13 protein-coding genes and 1 riboswitch are annotated in these 18,768 nt (G+C 39.1%); of the genes, 9 read left to right on the plus strand and 4 right to left on the minus strand.

The genetic code is table 11. From position 1 onward, the window contains the following. Positions 1 to 2: 2 nt before the first annotated feature. From J0A69_RS10965 to aceK, 3 genes are all read right to left on the minus strand, one after another. Entirely contained in the window at positions 3 to 1,421 is a 1,419-nt protein-coding gene (locus J0A69_RS10965; protein ID WP_206586595.1) for a leucyl aminopeptidase family protein, read from the minus strand. Between the two features lies 1 nt (position 1,422). Then, a complete protein-coding gene (locus J0A69_RS10970; RefSeq protein WP_206586596.1) occupies positions 1,423 to 2,550 on the minus strand; it encodes an alpha/beta hydrolase in 1,128 nt (375 codons plus the stop codon). Between the two features lie 81 nt (positions 2,551 to 2,631). Beyond that, complete coding sequence (gene aceK / locus J0A69_RS10975; protein WP_206586597.1) at positions 2,632 to 4,359, minus strand: bifunctional isocitrate dehydrogenase kinase/phosphatase; 1,728 nt, start codon at positions 4,357 to 4,359, stop codon at positions 2,632 to 2,634. Positions 4,360 to 4,676: 317 nt separating this feature from the next. Here aceK and J0A69_RS10980 point away from each other — a divergent pair, with 317 nt between their 5' ends. From J0A69_RS10980 to J0A69_RS10995, 4 genes are all read left to right on the plus strand, one after another. Continuing rightward, positions 4,677 to 5,375 (plus strand): hypothetical protein, encoded by a 699-nt coding sequence (locus J0A69_RS10980; RefSeq protein ID WP_206586598.1) that lies wholly within the window; start codon positions 4,677 to 4,679, stop codon positions 5,373 to 5,375. Beyond that, a complete protein-coding gene (locus J0A69_RS10985; protein WP_206586599.1) occupies positions 5,362 to 6,000 on the plus strand; it encodes an NUDIX hydrolase in 639 nt (212 codons plus the stop codon). The genes J0A69_RS10980 and J0A69_RS10985 overlap by 14 nt, the downstream gene beginning before the upstream one ends. Positions 6,001 to 6,062: 62 nt before the next feature. Beyond that, positions 6,063 to 7,316 (plus strand): DUF819 family protein, encoded by a 1,254-nt coding sequence (locus J0A69_RS10990; protein WP_206586600.1) that lies wholly within the window; start codon positions 6,063 to 6,065, stop codon positions 7,314 to 7,316. Beyond that, positions 7,317 to 7,559, plus strand: coding sequence for a (2Fe-2S) ferredoxin domain-containing protein (locus J0A69_RS10995; protein WP_206586601.1), 243 nt, complete (start codon positions 7,317 to 7,319; stop codon positions 7,557 to 7,559). An 18-nt stretch (positions 7,560 to 7,577) separates the two neighbouring features. On the opposite strand, the gene J0A69_RS11000 is transcribed toward J0A69_RS10995, so the two are convergent. Then, complete coding sequence (locus J0A69_RS11000) at positions 7,578 to 7,898, minus strand: YbjQ family protein (RefSeq protein WP_206586939.1); 321 nt, start codon at positions 7,896 to 7,898, stop codon at positions 7,578 to 7,580. Positions 7,899 to 8,127: 229 nt separating this feature from the next. On the opposite strand from J0A69_RS11000, the gene J0A69_RS11005 reads away from it, so the two are divergent. The 5 genes from J0A69_RS11005 to metF all read left to right on the plus strand — a co-directional run bounded on the left by J0A69_RS11005 (position 8,128) and on the right by metF (position 18,742). Continuing rightward, positions 8,128 to 12,423, plus strand: coding sequence for a PAS domain S-box protein (locus J0A69_RS11005; RefSeq protein WP_206586602.1), 4,296 nt, complete (start codon positions 8,128 to 8,130; stop codon positions 12,421 to 12,423). A 58-nt stretch (positions 12,424 to 12,481) separates the two neighbouring features. Beyond that, on the plus strand, positions 12,482 to 13,798 hold the full coding sequence (locus tag J0A69_RS11010) for a hypothetical protein (protein WP_236032802.1): 1,317 nt from the start codon (positions 12,482 to 12,484) through the stop codon (positions 13,796 to 13,798). 83 nt (positions 13,799 to 13,881) lie between these two features. After that, positions 13,882 to 13,979: riboswitch (SAM riboswitch) on the plus strand. Positions 13,980 to 14,038: 59 nt separating this feature from the next. After that, a complete protein-coding gene (locus J0A69_RS11015; protein WP_206586603.1) occupies positions 14,039 to 15,091 on the plus strand; it encodes a homocysteine S-methyltransferase family protein in 1,053 nt (350 codons plus the stop codon). A 4-nt stretch (positions 15,092 to 15,095) separates the two neighbouring features. Next, positions 15,096 to 17,792 (plus strand): methionine synthase, encoded by a 2,697-nt coding sequence (gene metH, locus J0A69_RS11020; RefSeq protein WP_206586604.1) that lies wholly within the window; start codon positions 15,096 to 15,098, stop codon positions 17,790 to 17,792. Continuing rightward, entirely contained in the window at positions 17,789 to 18,742 is a 954-nt protein-coding gene (gene metF, locus J0A69_RS11025) for a methylenetetrahydrofolate reductase [NAD(P)H] (RefSeq protein ID WP_206586605.1), read from the plus strand. The genes metH and metF overlap by 4 nt, the downstream gene beginning before the upstream one ends. Positions 18,743 to 18,768: the final 26 nt, after the last annotated feature.

Here is an 18,768-nt window from a genome sequence, read left to right on the forward strand (position 1 = left end):
TTTTAGCTAAGATTTTCGATGAATTTAAGCAATAAACCAACACCAAATGCTGTCCCGGTTTTGGTTTTGGAAAATTCTGAATCACCATAGGCAACCCCTGCAATGTCCAAGTGAGCCCAGGATTTATGATCATGGATAAATGCTTCCAGGAATTTTGCGGCAGTTATGGCTCCAGCAAATGGCTTCCCATGGTAGTTTTTAATATCTGCTATTTCGCTATCCATTTCACTTTTATAAGCCTCCCAGATTGGAAGGGGCCAGACTTTTTCGCCAGTGGCCATACCTGCTTTCTGAAGAGCCGAGGACAATTCATCATCATTAGAAAAGAGTGCTCCGCATTCGTATCCGAAAGTACCTACACTGCTTCCCGTCAAGGTCGCAAAGTCGATTAAATGATCCGGCTTGAAGTTTTTGACCATGTAGGATAACCCATCTGCCAAAATCAATCTGCCCTCAGCATCTGTGTCAATTACCTCTATACTGAGTCCGGAATGCGATCCAATTACCTCGCTAGGTAAATAAGCGTCTTTGTCCACCGCATTTTCTACTGCTGGCACGATGGTAGTCAAATTGATCTCCAAGCCCAGATCAGCAATTAGTTGAGTTGCTCCCAAAACTGCCGCTGCACCACCCATATCGGATTTCATATGAACCATCCCGGCAGTTTTAATATTCAAGCCACCGGTATCAAAAGTGACTCCTTTACCAACCAAACCGATGTGTTTGGTAGCTTTCGGATGTCTATACTCTAGAATGATAAATTGAGAAGGTTTCGCACTTCCTCTTCCTACCGCTAAAAAAGCCTTTAGATTTTCTTTTTCGGCTGCTTTTTCATCAAAAAATGTTGCTCTCAAACCTAGTTTATCAGCTTGTTTTGTGGACCATTCTACCAAGTAATCTGGTGTCAAAATATTTGGTGGGAGATCGACTAATTTGAACGCTTCGGCTTTAGCACTTGCGATTTTCTGAGACTTTGAAAGAATAGCCTCAATGCCATCTATTTCAGACAAAATGAAAACCTGTAACTCAGCAAAATCCTTTGGCTTTTCTTTCTTGAAATGGCCAATAGAATAAGCACCCAATTGGAAACCAGTTAAAGCGGATAGAACAATTGTTGGATCAGAAATTCCTGAAAAATCCAGGGTGATTTCACTTTCTATTAAAGAACTGTTTTTGGAAAGGATTCTTCTAAAGGATTTTTCAATCTCAAAAGCTTTTGGATTGGTTCCTAAGCCAACAAATAGCACCAAGTTCCCAATAATTTCTGATGCATATGAACTATCCATTTTTCCTGAGAAGAGTGAGGATTTCATAGAAGTCCCAAACCTTTTCAAAATTGCTTCTTCAGCGTTTTCTTCTAAAACCGGAAATACGGTCAGAGCTTTGAGATCGGTACTTTTTGTATGGATGCTAAAATTCATATTAATCTTCTTTATCGCTGTAAAAAAGCCATTCTATGGCCTTTGGGAACTCATCGCTCCAATATTTTTCGTTGTGTTTGCCTTCCTCGTTGATGCTCAGGCGAACTTTCATTTTTCCCTGAAGACTCTCTCTTTTAATGAGTCTTTTTCTAAATTTTTTCACATGCTCAACCATGGTTTCGCTTTCATCCCCACCTGCATAGAGATAAAGTCTTGTTTCCATCGGATCAAAAAAATCAAGGAAACCCAGCTTGATTTTTGGAATCACCCATAGGGAAGGAGAGAAGACCATCAGCTTTCCGAAAACTTCCGGGTAGATCAAGCCAGAAAAAATACTGACCAATCCACCCATCGAACTTCCTCCGACACCGGTAAACTCCCTTTCGGGTTTGGTGCGAAATGTTTTGTCTACAAAGGGCTTTAAGGTATCAGTTAAGAACCTGATATATTGTTTTCCATTTCCCTTGCCAAGTAAGGTTTTGCCCACATTATACTCTTGAAGCCTTTCGGATTCTCCATGCTCCACTGCGATGATGATGATTTTACCGATTCCATAATCTGACATGACTGCCAGCTTTTTATCGATTTGCCAATTCCCAAACTCAGCTTCTTCATTAAAGAGATTTTGGGCATCTTGCAGGTAAAGAACTGGATAGGTTTCCTCACTTAAATCATAATCATGCGGAAGCAATGCCCAGATTTTCCTTGTCTTATTCAATTGGGGAATTTCGAATTCCTCAGAAATCAAATGAATTTTTGGAAGTTGGCTAGGTCGGTAGGGTAGCCAGTTTTTTCTCCATTTAGCTACTTTTTCAATTTTACTTTCCTTTTCATCGTCCCAGGTTCGATTGGGGGTTCTGTTTCCATAGCGATCAATTTCTACCTCAGACCAATCGCCTTTTGTGAATTTATAGACTAGCTCTCCCTGAAATTCTTTGGAGGCGGGAAATGAAAATTCATACTGACCCTTTCCCAGCTTATGCATCAAAAAATGAGGGTCCTGAGTCTTCCAGTTATTGAAATTACCGGAAATGTAAACAGGTCGATCATCGTCTTGCGGAGTTTTTAATATGATTTTCCTGGATTTGATGGCCACTGGTTTAACGGTTGCTGCTATTTCTGTACTCATATTGGTGGGTGATTTGACTGAAACAGCCAACTGCAAAAATAGCTTTAAGTTTGGGTACTAGGAAGTAAATCAACGCATTGCTTAGATATTTTGATCAGGACGGAAGCGAATTTCTTCTGGATAGGGAAAAGCATGAATCAATTCACCATCCTGAATTCTTCGCTGGACTTCCTGCCAATATTCCGGAGAAAATAGGTTTTCATTATAAGAAAGGAAATGTTCTTTCAAATCAGATCTTCCAATCATCCATCTTTTAAAATCCTCTGGAAAAACATCGTTTTTAGCAATGGAGTACCAGGGTTCTGAAGCATAAATCTGTTCGTAAGTTTCCGCTTTTGGCTTGATTCGAAAGTTCATGTCTGTCAGAAATTCAATTTCATCGTAATCATAGAAAATCACCCTTTTCTGCCTTGTTAAGCCAAAATTTTTGGTCATCATATCTCCAGGGAAAATATTTGCCTGAGCTAACTGCAAAATAGCCCTGCCATAATCTTCCACTACCTTTTTACCTTCCTCGGTACTGCAATGTCCCAAGTAGAGGTTTAAAGGTTCCATTTTTCTTTCTGTATATAAATGTTTTAAAATCAGATGAGTATCGGTGAATTTTAAAAGCGAGTTTGTGGTGTTTCTGAGTTCTTGAATCAGTTCAGGACTGACTCTCTCTTTTGGAATTTTAAAATGCTCAAACTCATGGGTATCAGCCATTCGCCCCACCCGATCATGGAGGGAAACCAATTTGTATTTTTCACGGACTTCTTGCCGGGTCATATTTTTAGGGGGCTCAAAGTGATCTTTGATCAGTTTGAAAACGATATTCAAAGAAGGCAAAGTAAATACTGTCATCACCATTCCTTTGATCCCAGGTGCCACGACAAATTGATCTTTACTTTTTTCGAGATGGTGCAGAAAATCTCTGTAAAAGAGAGTCTTTCCATGTTTGTTAAATCCAATGGCATTATAAAGCTCATGGATTTTTTTATGTGGGATGACCGAACTCAAAAAAGCGACTACTTCAGAAGGAACTTCCGCCTCTACCATAAAATAAGACCTGGTAAAGCTGAACATGTGGCTCATCAAATTTGGATCAAAAATGAGGGTGTCTACAAAAACGCCTTCTTTTCCATGCATAACTGGAATAATAAAAGGCATCCATTTGTGACCCAAAAAAGTTCTTCCAATTAAGTAAGCGGCTTTGTTTCGATAGAAGACAGACTTTAGAATCTGTGTTCTGGTTTCTGAGGCAACACTATAACGGGTTAAAATAACTTTCCGAACTCCCTCAATAAGAAATTCAATATCCTTTTCCTTATCCATGAAAGGAGCTCCAAAATCATAATCATCCAGAATCTGACGGATGATCTTATCAAGCCCGAGTCCGGTAGGGTAGGTTCTGATCAAATCCGAATTTTCACGGATACTGCAAAACTCATGTCCTTCCATCACAAACATCAACTCCTCATCGATTGCGATACCTTCAAATGTTTTTCGGATTACAGAGTTGAAAAAAGTTTCGGCAATCTCTAATTCAGCTAAATCAGAAATAAGACTGGCGTAATTTTCTTTAATCTTTTTCCAAAGGACTCGATCTGTAGATTTTTCTGAGAGTAATTCCTTACAGGATTTTGCCAAAGGGAATAAAAGGTCTTTGTACAAACGAAGCCTTTGTTTATGATTCAATTGGATTGCTTTCCAATTTCTCTCACTAAAATATTTTGGTGTCAGGCGGGTATAAGCATTAAAAGAATAGATGTAAGTTTTAAATCCATCCAAAATTTTTTCTGCAACCTGAAAATCAATGGTTTTGTCCATTCTTGAGAATAAATTCCTACTGTTTCAGGTCACAAGGTAATACGGATAAAATTTTTTAAGATTTTTTAGAGATTATTTATCCTGATTTTTAGGGGATTAACATAAAAAAAAGGTAGGGAAATAAAATTTTGAAAATCTTTCGCAATCGATTGTTTGGAGGAAATAAAAACATTTTCTACTTTTCGCAAGTATTCATGAATTGAATATCTACAATAGGTTTAATAGGTTTGAGAGCAGGAAAAGGCCAGGATTTTATCCAGGCCTTTTTTGTTTTTTATTGCCGCTAGATTAGTTTCATCTTTTGCTAATAGATTTCCATGAGAGCAAACCATTCTTCCAGCATTTACATTTGTTTGATTTTCGCACTTGCCTTGGCATTTATCTCCTGCGAAAGTTCAGATACTTCCTCAGAAAATCAGGAGGGAACTATCAATGCTTCTGAGGAAGAAGCCAGAAGAATCAAAAGCTTTTTGGAAATGGGCTTAGGTCAGAAATCTGATTGGAAATCTCATTGGGCAGGGGAACTTGGACCTTTTGAAGGAGTGGATTTTACTTTGATACAAACCGATTCCATTGATCCAATGGAAATGCCAGAAACTAATCCGATTCTTCCTGATGATCCTTTGTTCCCATATCAAATAAAGCATCCGGAAGGCAATGGCACGATGGATATTTACAGCTACAAAATAGAAGCTCAAGATGCTGTGGCATCTCCTTTTTTCAATCCCGACTCAGAAGTAATCTGGTATAGGGAAGATGGAATGAGGGAAAGACTTCTTTTTATGGGGCCTTCAGGTATGTTTGAAGAAGGGCTCTGGTTGAATAATGAAACCTTTGTGGTCTTTGGATATTTTCAGGAGGAGGTAGGATACAGACCCATGGCATGGATTATTGATTTGGGAAATCATCTAGTTCATAAATTCCAACACTCCTCCACTTCAAGTACCTACCAGCCTGAGTCTTACATCAATGAAAAGATCAAAAAAGTAGATTTGAGTATGAATGGAGTTTCATAATGCAATTACTATTTTAAAAAATGGGCTTCAAAAGCCTTTACCAGGAGTTGATGCACATCTTGCGATGTCTCCGACTCCATTTGATATGAGGAGGTTTAGTCTAGAGCGACCAAAAAACCACCGGAAAGGGGCAGTACTTCTGATGCTTTATCCAGATGAACAAGGACAGGCATTTTTTCCCTTGATTAAAAGACCGGAATATGATGGAGTCCATAGTGGACAGATAGCTTTACCTGGCGGGAAAATGGAACCGAGTGATCCGGATTTAATTTTCACTGCCCTTAGAGAAGCTTCTGAAGAGGTAGGTGTGAATCCAGATGAGGTCGAAATTCTTGGGCAAATGACGGATTTGTTTATTACTCCAAGTAATTTTTTGGTAACTCCTGTGATTGGTCTGGCCCATTCAAAACCTGATTTTATTCCAGAAGAAAATGAAGTCGATAGAATTATCCTGACCACTATCAGTCATTTGAGTAGACCGGAATTTAAGAAGCGAAAGTTCTTAGAGCTGGGTGAAAATTTTCGATTGGATACACCTTATTTCGAAATTGAGCAAGAAGTAGTCTGGGGTGCCACCGCAATGATTTTGGGAGAGTTTCTTCAGATTATGGAGAACGGAAAATAATCCAGATTACATTTTCTGGACTTTTTATTGGTATTATAGCAATTCACAACGTATTTCGAGCCATGGAAGAACACAGCCCTCTTTTTACCAATGATGCCGTAGTTTTCGGGATTTTGATGGCCATTTTGGCTTTTGTTTTTGCCACCTCGGCAAGTTCAAATTCCTTTTGGAAGAAATTTTACAAAGTGGTTCCGACCGTTCTGCTTTGCTATTTTATTCCCGCATTGTTCAATTCTTTTGGGTTGATTTCTGGTGAAACTTCTGGAATTTATCAAGTCGCAAGCCGGTACTTACTACCTGCTTCTTTGGTTCTTTTTACTATAAGTATAGATCTAAAAAGCATTTTGAAATTAGGGCCAAAGGCATTGACGATGTTTTTGGCAGGTACAATTGGGATCATGTTGGGAGGTCCTTTGGCTTTGGCCACAGTCGGTTTTATCCAACCAGAATTATTGGGTGGAAGTGGGCCAGATGAGGTTTGGAGAGGATTAGCTACTATTGCGGGATCTTGGATTGGTGGTGGAGCAAATCAAACTGCCATGCTTCAAGTATTCGGAGCAAGCACTTCCTTGTTTAGCCAGATGATTGCTGTGGATGTTTTGATCGCCAGTTTATGGATGGCTGTATTGCTTTATTGGGCTGCAAAACCCGAAATCATAGATAATAAATTTAAAGCAGACAGTTCGGCTATCTATGCTCTAAGAGATAAAATTGAAAAGTTTAGGGAAGGAATCATGAGAATTCCCAGCCTTTCTGATACGATGATTATCCTCGGGGTTGGATTTGGGGTTACAGGATTGGCGCACTGGATGGCAGATGGTATTGCACCTTGGATTGGTGAGAATTATCCCAATTTGAGCCAATATTCATTGGATTCAGCCTTTTTCTGGATAGTTGTTATTGCTACCACTGCTGGCTTATTGCTATCATTTACCAAAGCAAGGAATCTAGAAGGAGCTGGAGCATCTCGAATGGGTAGCGTTTTATTATATGTGTTAGTCGCATCCATTGGGATGCAGATGGATTTATTGGCAATTTTTGAATCCCCAATTCTATTCTTGATAGGTATTCTATGGATGTTTTTTCATATACTCATTATGCTTGTGGTAGCATATTTGATCAAAGCCCCTTTCTTCTATGTGGCTGTGGGGTCTCAGGCAAATGTAGGCGGAGCAGCATCTGCTCCAATTGTAGCATCTGCATTTGATCCATCATTGGCTCCAGTAGGTGTGCTTTTAGCGGTCTTGGGTTATGCTGCGGGAACTTATGGTGCCTATCTTTGTGGTTTGATGATGCAGGCAATTTCAGGAGGTTAAATGAATTCTAATCGGAAACTTATATTTATCTGTGGTGGATCGGATTGTAAAAAATGCGGTTCCAAAGAGCTTAGAAAAGAAATTCAAAGAGAAACAAAGACTGGAGAGCTTAAAGGTTCTTGTAAAATCATTCGAACCAAATGCATGGATTTTTGTAAAAGTGGTCCAGTCGTTATAGTAGGGGAGCAAATTATTAAAAAAGCAACAAGCCAAAAGGTATTCACTCAACTAAAAAAGTCCTGATTTCTCAGGACTTTCATTTTATATTTTCGAAATTTTTACTGCGGTTCCGCTTACCGTTACCATTAACATTCCGTCTCGAATCGTCTCATAGTCTAGGTCAATTCCTACTACTGCAGTCGCTCCAAAAGTTCTTGCCTGCATTTCCATTTCTGTCATGGCTGTCGCTTTTGCCTCTCTCAAAACTTGCTCATATGCAGAGGACCTTCCTCCAACAATATCTGTGATACTGGCGAAAAAGTCTTTAAAGACATTAGCTCCAATAATGGTTTCTCCGGAAACAACTCCTAAATAACTGTCAATGCGGTAACCGTCTAGGCTGGGTGTAGTTGAAATAATCATAAAGTGGTTTTTGAATTTTGAATAAATTAATTTCCAAGATATCACGGATTTCATAGAATGATGGTTTTGATTTTCTTTTTTTGGGTCACCAACTTTAGAACTATCGATTAAATTTTATTTTGATGAGTCGGAAATAAGACTTGGTTATTAAAGTTACTTTTGGCCATATTAGCTGTCATTTTATAACTTTAGTGTAAAACATTGGAGTCATAAAAGTGGATTCCCAGCTATGACAAAGTTTCAACAATTCGATATTTCTGATTTCTTCGATCAAATGAGCGAACCGCTTTTTTTGATTGATTCTGAGGAAATACTTTTTTTTAATAAGCACTTCAGGTCGAATTTTGAGCTTTTGGAAGATGATTGGAAGCTTTTTATTGATAATCCCTCTGTGCAGGAAAACATGGAGAGATATTTTAAAGGTGAAGAGCTCAAACAAATATCTTTTTACAAATCATTAAAAACCCATGCTTCAGAATTCCACCTTTTTGAGTGGAGTTTTGTGCCTTTGCCATCAAGCTACTCCGATAGATTTTTAATCCTTAAAGGTGTTAGATCCAAGTTCTATGCAGAATACATGCAGGCTGATCAGCCGGGTAATACCTTAGAGCAAGCAAATTATAACCTAAGGTATTTAGAGAGTATTCTGAATAATACCCATGATTTGATTACTGTCTTAGACAAGGATGGAAATTATAAATTCATCGGTCCATCTGTGGGTCAAAAGCTTGGGTATAAAGTAGAGGATATCGTAGGTAAGAATTTCAAGGATTTTATTCAGGCGGGAATCATAAAAGTTGTAAAAGGTAGTTTTGAGGAGGTCCTGCAAACAGATCAAGAAGTCAATATTGATTTTTGGATCATGAAGGAAAATGGCACCAAATTATACATCGAGTGCTACGCCAAAAATCTACTCAATCACCAGCATATCAAAGGTATAATATTCAGTGCCAGAGATGTTACAGAATATAAGGAAACAGATCTATCGCTACAAAGACGCTATGAGCTTGAGAATTTAATCAATAAAATTTCGTCTCATCTTATTAATGAAAACCCCAAAGAGCTGAAGAAAAACTTGGGAGAGGCATTGTCTTATGTAAGTGGTTTTTTGAATGCGAGTTGGTCAAAGATCTTGATTAGAAGCTCCGAAACTGGAAAGTTTGAAGCTTTAAATGAATGGAAATCTGAATCATTCGAAAAAGGTGATGTTCCAAAATCGGAAAGTTTAGAAACGGCGATTTCTGAAAAATTTGAATCCGATAATTATGAAAAAGTAAAATTGCTTCGATGGTCTGAAGACCTCTCGATTTTGTTTATTCCCATGATTTCTTCCCAGCGACTGAAAGGAGTTGTTTTGTTGGGTATAAAACAAGAGGATTTAAAGCAAGAAGAAAGTCAGTTTCAGGTTTTAAGACAGTTAGGTGATGTTTTGTCTGGTTCTTACCAAGGCAATCAGCTGCTCAGGAAGATTGAACGAAATGAGAATCTTCTGGCTACTACAGAGCTTTTAGCTAAGTCAGGTTCTTGGAGATATAGCCAGCACAGAGGACGTTTTCATTTTTCGGGTGGTCTGGCACATATGTTTGGCTTAGGTTCCAGTCCCACATATGCCAAGTTTTCTACTATGATTTATAGTATAGATAAGCCATTCAGGGCAGAGTTTATACAGAATCTGAAAACCACTATCGCTACTCAGAAATCTACCTCTGGAGAATTCACAATGCTTTCTCCAGATAAAAAGAAAGCGATAATCAGCTATGAAATTGATGCCAGAACTCATTTTTTCAATAAGAGTCTGGAGGTCTTTGGCTTCTGTACGGATATCACCCATAAACGAGCCTCTGAAGAATACTTATTGCTACAATCCCAGATTCTTGCCCAAGTATCTGATCCTATTGCAGTGACTGACTTAGATTTGAATTTTATCTATGTGAACGAGGCTGCAATGAAGCTTTGTAAGATTGATGAAAAGGAAGAATTTCAGGGAAGTATTTATAAGTTTTTTGAATTTGAAAATCTGGAAAGTTCCCTTGAGGAAATTATCCGACATCAGGAAATTGGAGCTTTATGGGAAAAAGAGATTTTCATCAAAATCTGTGGCAATCAGGCAGAGCCATTTGATGTTTCCGTTCAGGCGATTCATTCTGATAAAAATGAGAAGATCGGCTACTCTTTTGTGCTGAGGAATTTAAAGGAAAAATATGCCTCTGAACAATTAGCCAATAGGGCTAAAATGATTGTCGAAAATAGCCCGGCGGTACTTTTCCGGGTGAATCCAAACGAGGATTTTCAAATAGTTTATATTTCTGAAAACATCAGCCGATTTGGATATAATTCAAAAGAACTGATGGAGTCCAAGAAATCATTTTTGGATTTATTATATCCTGAAGATGCCAGAATGATCCGTGAGAAGTCAAAGTTGATTAAGACTTCGCAGGGTGTTCATTCCTTCTCTGGATCCTATCGCATGAGAAAATCAGATGGGACTTATGTGTGGATAGAAGATCAAACCCAAGATGTAAAAGATGAAACCGGCAAAATTATCCTTCATGAAGGATTAATGCAGGATATCAATGACAGGAAAAACCTGGAAGTGATCAATGAAGAACGGGATCGACAGTATAGAATTCTGGCTTCAAATATTCCCGGGACTAACATCTTTTTACTGGACAAAGAGCGAAAGTATATCGTAGCAGAAGGAACCAATTTTGAAAATTGGGGTATGAAACGAGAGGACTTCGAAGGGAAGTTTTTGTGGGAAGTTCATCTAACACCGTACGAAGAAGTTACTCTTTTGCTTGATCGGGTTTATTACGAAAGGGAGATTATTGATTCTGAATTTGAGATCAATGGGAGATATTACTCCAGAACATTCAGGCCTATTGTCATTCAGGATCAGGTAGAGTTTGTGCTAAGTATCATTCGTGATATCACAGATGAACATCAGGCCAAACTTGACTTGCTTCAATCAGAAGCCAAATACAGAACTTTGGTAGAGGAATCTACTGAAATCATATTCTCACTAACGGAGACATTCATTTTACAATATGTTTCTCCAAATGTGCATCAATTTTTAGGGTATCATGCAGAAGATGTAATCGGTAGGAGCATCTTTGAATTTTTGAATCCAGATGATATGGGCGAGTTCCAGAAAATACTGGAAACTACCTCTGATTTCCTTGCGCAAAACCAATTCTTGGAATTTAGACTAATGCATAAGAATGGGGAATATAAAGTGTTTAATTCCAATGGAAAGCTAATCCATGATAATTCTGGTAAAGCAAAATACTACACCGGAATAGCTAGGGATATTTCTAAACTGAAAGAGGCACAGCGGGAATTGCTGAAGGCAAAAGAAAATGCAGAACAAGCGTCTTTGATCAAATCTCAATTCCTATCTGTGATGAGTCATGAGATCCGAACACCGATGAATGCGGTTATTGGTCTTTCTCATTTATTGGTGGAGGAAAATCCTAGGCCGGATCAATTGGAAAACCTGAAAACTTTGCAGTTTTCGGCAGAGAATCTCATGGCTCTGATTAATGATATTTTAGATTATAACAAAATCGATTCGGGTAAGCTTGAATTGGAGTTGCTCCCATTTGATCTGAAGAATGTAATCAATAGAATCGTCCATTCCCATAGCTTCCAGGCCAGTGAAAAATCATTGAAAGTTTCCTGTGAATTTGATCCGAATACACCAAAACTGGTTTTGGGGGATCAGGTCAGATTAGGTCAGATTATCAATAACCTTGTTTCCAATGCTATCAAATTTACTGATAAGGGTTATGTGAAAATCAGCCTTAGCGAGCTGAAAAGGGAAGAGGGTTATTCTACTATGAAATTTGTTTTTGAGGATTCTGGTATCGGAATTCCAGAGGATAAGATCAATAGTATTTTTGAGGCGTTTACCCAAGCTTCCTCATCAACTACTAGAAAATATGGTGGCACAGGTTTGGGACTTGCTATTGTAAAGAGGCTTGTAGAATTGTTTGGTGGAACAATATCAGTTAGACCGAATCCATCAGGTGGAAGTATTTTTGAATTTTCAGTCAAATTCAAAGTTGAGGAGGATGATAAAAAAGCTGAAAAGGGAGTAACCTACGCCTCCTCAAAATCCCTAAAGGATGCCTCAATATTAGTTGCTGAAGACAATTATGTCAATCAGATCCTGATCCAGAAATTCCTTAAGAAATGGCATGCCGGAAATTTGGTCATAGCTTCTGATGGAGAAGAAGCGCTTGAAGCTTTCAAAAATGGATCATTTAATTTGGTTTTGCTTGATTTGCAAATGCCAGTAATGGATGGCTTTTCTGTTGCTAAAATGATCAGGTCGCTTCCGGATAAGAAAAAACGAAAAGTTCCGATTTTGGCTCTGACGGCTACTTCATTGCATGAAATCAAGGAAGAGCTGAAATCCATTGGTTTTGATGATTTTGTGCCCAAGCCTTTTGTCCCGGAGGTACTCTATGATAAATTAATCAAGCACCTTAACAGGAAAGATCACTCTGATATTTCGTTTTAGCATTAATTTTGCCTGCAAGGAAGCTTGTCTGTAGACTGGTTTCAAACAGAGTAAATTCATGCCCTTTTTTTTACGTATTTCTTTCATCACCTTATTTCTAGGCTTCACTTTAAGTCTTTCTGCTCAGCAACTTGTGACCAAAAGGTCTGCATTTTATGTGATGGCTGGAACTTCGGGTGCCAAATTGAGGCAACTTGACCAGCTGCTGGAGGATAGGGGATTGACGGGGTTGAGAAATAAATACCATACGATTGGTTTGGGATATCAGGCCCGTTACAATGATTTTGTAATTGGAATGGAATTGTACCACAACAGGGGATCAAAAAGTGAATTTGATGATTATGCTTTGAACTACAGGACTTCCAGAGCTTTGCTTAATGTGGGGTATGCTTTTATAGAGGAGTCCAAATTCCAATTGATTCATTACATGTCGATTGGAGCAGGTTTTTTGAACTTCCAGATGTTGCCAAAGCATCATACAGACAACTTAGACGCTTTTTTATCAGATCCCGCTGAGGGATTTTTACTTCGGAAAAAAGACATCCAAAAAGGCTCACAATATTATGGCAACCTATTGACCGAAACTGGTTTTCAACTGAGTTACGATTTTGATTTGCCAGGAAGAAAAGAAGCATTGGAAATATTGCTTAAGCTTGGTTATTCTTTCAGTCCTTTTGAGGGAAAATGGAATCTAAATGGAGTTTCATTTGACAATGCCCAAAGTGGAGCTTTTGTCAGAGTTGGAGCTGGTTTGACTTTGCCGGATAGAAATTTCTTTTACAAAGACGCAACAGTTGGTATTTACCTCCTGAGAGGGATCCATTTTACCTCACCAGATCGATTCAATGAGAAATTAGAAGAAGCTGGTTTAAATCCTTTGGATGGATCACCTTCGAATTGGGGATTGAGAATCTTGGGAGAAACCGGGTCCTTTTTATACGGAGCGGATATCTTCAATTTGGCGATGAGTGGTTCTGCCAATAATCTCAGAAACCATTCACTAAATAGCCTTCGTGTTTATGGAAATATGGGGATGAAATTTATCCAGTTTAAAAATATTGCAATCGGTGGATTGGCTGGCTTTGGATATGGAAATATCAGATATACATTGTCGAAAAAAGACAAACCAGATTTTCCAGAATTGTTCGAAGAAAGAAAGTTTGACGGATACCTCAAAAACAGTGGTTTGATGGCTAAACCAGAGCTCTTTGTCGAGTATGGAATCCCAATGGGAAAAAGGAATCTTTTCGATCTGGTTTTAAATACCTCTGTAGGCTACGAACTTCCTTTAGCAAACTATAAATTAGGTGATTTGAGCATGTCAAGTTACATGGCTGCTCCTTATTTAAGTTTTGGAATAGGCTTGAGGCCTTAATACTTTTTTAAGATTAGCTCCTTTTACTTGTCAAATTTGCGCTATCCCACTGTTTTATTGGTAAAATGATATTACCTTTGGTCAGCTTATCGAGAAAGACCGAGGGAAGGGCCCGACGACGTCTTAGCAACCTGAACCAAGGTGCTAATTCCCATCCCGAAATTTCGGGAACAGATGAGCGGATGAGTCTTTGTACTTTTTTCCGTGGTTTGCTCGATAGGTTATAGATTAAAACTGACGATGCAAAACAGAACAGAACTCTTACTTCAGCAAATTTCAAATCGTATCTTGATTCTTGATGGTGCCATGGGTACCATGATTCAGCGATATACGCTGACAGAAGAGGATTTTAGAACTCCAGAGCTTGCCGATCACCCCAAATCCTTGAAGGGAAACAATGATTTGCTGTCTTTGAGCAGACCAGATATAATTCAGGCTATTCATAGAGAGTATTTTGAAGCTGGGGCTGATATTATCGAGACCAATACATTTTCAGGTACTACGATTGCACAGGAAGACTATGGTTTGGCGCATTTGGCGTATGCAATCAATTTTGAGTCGGCTAAACTAGCCAAAGCAGTAGCTGAAGAGTACTCGGCAAAAACTCCTGATAAACCACGTTTTGTAGCAGGTGCTATTGGCCCAACAAATCGAACAGCTTCTCTTTCTCCAGATGTAAATGACCCTGGCTATAGAGCAATTACATTTGATCAATTGGCTACTGCTTATGCAGAGCAGGTGAGAGGTTTGTTGGATGGTGGGTCAGATATTTTATTGGTAGAAACTATTTTCGATACCTTAAATGCAAAAGCGGCCTTGTATGCAATCCAAGATGTTTTTGAAGAAAGAAATATACCTTTAGATCCCAAAGATGGTGGGATTCCAATCATGATTTCCGGGACTATTACGGATGCCTCCGGAAGAACACTTTCCGGACAAACTACAGAAGCTTTCTTGATTTCCATTTCACATGTGCCTTTGCTTTCCGTTGGTTTAAATTGTGCTTTAGGGGCAAAGGAATTAAGACCTTACCTTAAAGTTTTGGCTCAAAAAGCACCATTTTATGTGAGTGCTTATCCTAATGCAGGCCTGCCGAATGAGTTTGGGGCCTACGATCAAGGAGCAAATGAGATGGCGGATCAAGTCAGAGATTTTTTAAAAGAAGGAATGCTGAATATTCTTGGGGGCTGCTGTGGCACCACTCCAGAACATATTTCAGCATTGGCTAAGCTATCCGCAGGTTTTCAGCCAAGAAAAATTAATCAAGAAGAAGTAGAAGAAACACTGGACTGAGGCGATGGAAAATAGAAATTACATGAAATTATCAGGGCTAGAGCCCTTGGTACTGACTCCTGAGATAAATTTTGTCAACATAGGTGAGCGAACCAATATTACTGGTTCCAAAAAATTTGCACGATTGATCCTAAATGGCCAATACGATGAGGCTTTAGAAGTCGCTTTGGATCAAGTTAGAGGGGGAGCACAGGTACTTGATGTCTGCATGGATGAAGGTATGCTTGATGGCGAATTTGCCATGGTCAAGTATCTGAATCTTTTGGCTTCAGAACCTGAGATAAGCAGAATTCCAATTATGATTGATAGCTCCAAATGGGCGATCATTTTGGCAGGTTTGAAATGCATCCAAGGCAAAGGCATCGTGAATTCAATCTCTCTCAAAAACGGAGAAGAGGAATTTATCCATCAGGCAAAAACTATTAAAAAGTTTGGCGCCGCGGTGGTTGTGATGGCTTTTGATGAAGATGGGCAAGCGGATACCTATGAGAGAAGAATAGAAATCTGCGAAAGGAGTTACCGAATTCTGGTTGATGTTGTAAAATTCAATCCACAGGATATCATTTTCGATCCAAATATTTTCCCAGTGGCAACAGGGATGGACGAGCACAAAAAGAATGCACTTGATTTTTTCCTAGCTACAAAATGGATCAAAGAAAATCTTCCTGGAGCCAAAGTTAGTGGAGGTGTAAGTAATGTCAGCTTTTCATTTAGAGGAAACAATCCTGTAAGGGAAGCGATGCATGCAGCATTTTTATACCATGCCATCCATCATGGAATGGACATGGGGATCGTCAATCCAACCATGCTGGAAGTGTATGATGATATCCCAAAAGACTTGCTAGAGCGCGTAGAAGATGTGTTGTTTGATAGGAGAGAGGATGCGACTGAGCGATTACTTGACTTTGCTGAGACGGTAAAATCATCTGGCAAAAAGGAAATTGTCAATGAAGCATGGAGATCCGATCCAGTTTCCAAAAGAATTGAACATGCTTTGGTAAAAGGGATTTTGGATTTTATTGTTGAAGATACCGAAGAAGCCAGACAAGAACTTCAAAACCCTCTGAAGGTGATTGAAGGACCGTTGATGGATGGGATGAATGTGGTGGGGGACCTATTTGGAGAGGGAAAAATGTTTCTTCCTCAAGTGGTGAAGTCTGCCCGGGTGATGAAAAAGGCTGTGGCCTATTTAGAACCATTTATGCCTCTGCCTGAAGAAGGCCAAGAGGAGAGTTCCTTGAAAAAAATCCTGATGGCAACTGTCAAAGGGGATGTTCATGATATTGGAAAAAACATTGTAGGTGTTGTTTTGGCTTGCAATAGTTACCAGATCATTGATTTGGGTGTAATGGTGGATGCTCAGAGAATCATAGATGAAGCCATTAAAAACAAGGTGGATATCATCGGATTGAGTGGTTTGATTACACCGTCATTGGATGAAATGGTCAATGTAGCTTCAGAAATGGAGCGACAGGGATTAAAGATTCCTTTATTGATTGGTGGAGCTACTACTTCCAGAATCCATACTGCGGTAAAAATAGACCCTGTCTATAGTGGAACTGTGGTGCATGTCACTGATGCGAGTAAATCAGTTCCAATTGCCGGAGAGGCAATTTCTGAGGAAACGAAGGAAACTTACCGCTTAAAAATCAAGGAGACTTATGCACAACTTCGAGTTGAACATGAATCCAAGCAGACCTTAAAGCAGCTAGTTTCCTACGAGGAAGCAAAGGCAAATCCTGTATCAATTGACTGGGAGAATTTCACACCTGTGAAACCAAAAACTCTAGGAAATACGGTTTTGGAAAACCTTGATCTCTCAATTTTAAGGAAATACATAGACTGGACTCCATTCTTTAGCACTTGGATGCTAAGTGGGAGATATCCAAAGATTTTAGAAGATCCGATAGTGGGTGGTGAGGCCAAAAAGCTTTTTGATGACGCAAATCAAATGTTAGATCGGCTGATTTCTGAAAAGTGGCTTTCTGCGAATGCAGTTTTTGGAATTTATCCTGTGAAAAGAGTGGAGGATGATGCTATGGTGCTGGATGAAAATGGAAATACCATTGACAAATTCCATTTCCTGCGTCAACAAGGCAAGAAAGGAAAAGGAGTTCCTAACCGATCTTTGGCGGATTATATCCATCCAGAAAAGGTGGACTTTCTTGGATGTTTTGCAGTGACAGCTGGTACTGGAATGGAAGCAAAATTGGCTGAATTCCAAGCTGCAGGAGATGATTACAACGATATTTTGTTTAAAGCTTTGGCAGATAGATTAGCTGAGGCAGCTGCAGAGTATGTTCATGAGATCGTCAGAAAGGATTATTGGGGCTATGCCTCTCAGGAGTCATTGGACAATGATTCATTAATTAGAGAAGAATATCTGGGGATTCGTCCTGCGCCAGGCTATCCTGCTTGCCCAGAACATTCTGAGAAAATCACCATTTCAAAATTATTGGAAATGGAAAAAAATACCGGGATTCAACTTACCTCTAGCTTTGCGATGTATCCGACCTCTTCAGTTTCTGGTTTCTATTTTGCCAACCCTGAAAGTAAATATTTTGGCCTTGGAAAAATCGGAGAAGATCAAGTGGCAAGCTATGCATCCAGAAAAGGCATCTCCTTAAAAGATGCAGAGAAATTGCTATCTCCAAATTTAGCTTATCAGCCCCAAATTAACCTCGCTACTCAACCTATATGAAAATAACTGAACACCTGGAAAACGCGAAAGAAACGCTTTTTTCATTTGAAATTTTGCCTCCTCTAAAGGGACAAAGTCTGAAAGAATTGCTTGAAGGAATTTCTCCTTTAATGGAATTCAAGCCGCCATTTGTGGATGTGACATATCATAGAGAGGAATACATTTACAAAAAACATCCCAACGGGCTTTTAGAGAAAATCAGCACTAAAAAACGACCAGGAACGGTTGGGATCTGTGCTGCGATCATGAATAGGTTTCAGATTGATGCAGTCCCTCATTTGTTATGTGGAGGTTTCACCAAAGAAGAGACTGAAAACGCTTTGATTGACTTGAACTTCATTGGAGTTGAAAATGTATTGGCTTTGAGAGGAGATGCTCCCAAGACTGAAGGAAAGTTTATTCCCGAGCCAGATGGGCATCATTTCGCTAGCGAATTGGTAGAGCAGATCGTCAGGATGAATAATGGAAAGTACCTTCATGAAGAAACTGAGACTAGTTTCCATACAGACTTTTGTGTGGGAGTAGCAGGATATCCAGAAAAACATTTTGAAGCCCCTTCGATGAAGTTTGATCTGAAGAGACTGAAAGAAAAAGTTGACAAAGGAGCGGAATACGTTGTAACCCAAATGTTTTTTGACAATCAAAAGTATTTTGAGTTTGTCGATCAAGTAAGAGAAGCTGGAATCAATGTTCCTATCATTCCAGGAATCAAACCAATCACAACAATTGGACAGATTACGATGTTGCCTAGGACTTTCTTTTTGGATCTTCCGGATGCTTTGATGGATGAGTTGGAAAAATGTAAAACAAATGCAGAAGTAAGAGAAGTGGGGATTGAATGGTCTATCAATCAGTGTAAAGAATTGGTTAAAGCAAAAGTGCCATCCTTACACTTCTATACCATGAGCAAGGCTAGCACTACTTATGCAATTGCCAAGGAAGTATTTTAAAGTCTCCATTGCTTAAAAATAAAGAA

The organism is Algoriphagus pacificus, from assembly GCF_017254845.1.
Lineage (GTDB): Bacteria > Bacteroidota > Bacteroidia > Cytophagales > Cyclobacteriaceae > Algoriphagus > Algoriphagus pacificus.

Excerpts from the sequence above, each read along its gene's own strand:
- J0A69_RS11010 (WP_236032802.1), top strand. The coding sequence starts at position 12,482 with ATGCCCTTTTTTTTACGTATTTCTTTCATCACCTTATTTCTAGGCTTC.
- J0A69_RS10980 (WP_206586598.1), top strand. The coding sequence starts at position 4,677 with ATGAGAGCAAACCATTCTTCCAGCATTTACATTTGTTTGATTTTCGCA.
- metF (WP_206586605.1), top strand. The coding sequence starts at position 17,789 with ATGAAAATAACTGAACACCTGGAAAACGCGAAAGAAACGCTTTTTTCA.
- J0A69_RS11000 (WP_206586939.1), bottom strand. The coding sequence starts at position 7,898 with ATGATTATTTCAACTACACCCAGCCTAGACGGTTACCGCATTGACAGT.
- J0A69_RS10965 (WP_206586595.1), bottom strand. The coding sequence starts at position 1,421 with ATGAATTTTAGCATCCATACAAAAAGTACCGATCTCAAAGCTCTGACC.
- aceK (WP_206586597.1), bottom strand. The coding sequence starts at position 4,359 with ATGGACAAAACCATTGATTTTCAGGTTGCAGAAAAAATTTTGGATGGA.
- J0A69_RS10995 (WP_206586601.1), top strand. The coding sequence starts at position 7,317 with ATGAATTCTAATCGGAAACTTATATTTATCTGTGGTGGATCGGATTGT.
- metH (WP_206586604.1), top strand. The coding sequence starts at position 15,096 with ATGGAAAATAGAAATTACATGAAATTATCAGGGCTAGAGCCCTTGGTA.
- J0A69_RS11005 (WP_206586602.1), top strand. The coding sequence starts at position 8,128 with ATGACAAAGTTTCAACAATTCGATATTTCTGATTTCTTCGATCAAATG.
- J0A69_RS10990 (WP_206586600.1), top strand. The coding sequence starts at position 6,063 with ATGGAAGAACACAGCCCTCTTTTTACCAATGATGCCGTAGTTTTCGGG.
- J0A69_RS10970 (WP_206586596.1), bottom strand. The coding sequence starts at position 2,550 with ATGAGTACAGAAATAGCAGCAACCGTTAAACCAGTGGCCATCAAATCC.
- J0A69_RS11015 (WP_206586603.1), top strand. The coding sequence starts at position 14,039 with ATGCAAAACAGAACAGAACTCTTACTTCAGCAAATTTCAAATCGTATC.
- J0A69_RS10985 (WP_206586599.1), top strand. The coding sequence starts at position 5,362 with ATGGAGTTTCATAATGCAATTACTATTTTAAAAAATGGGCTTCAAAAG.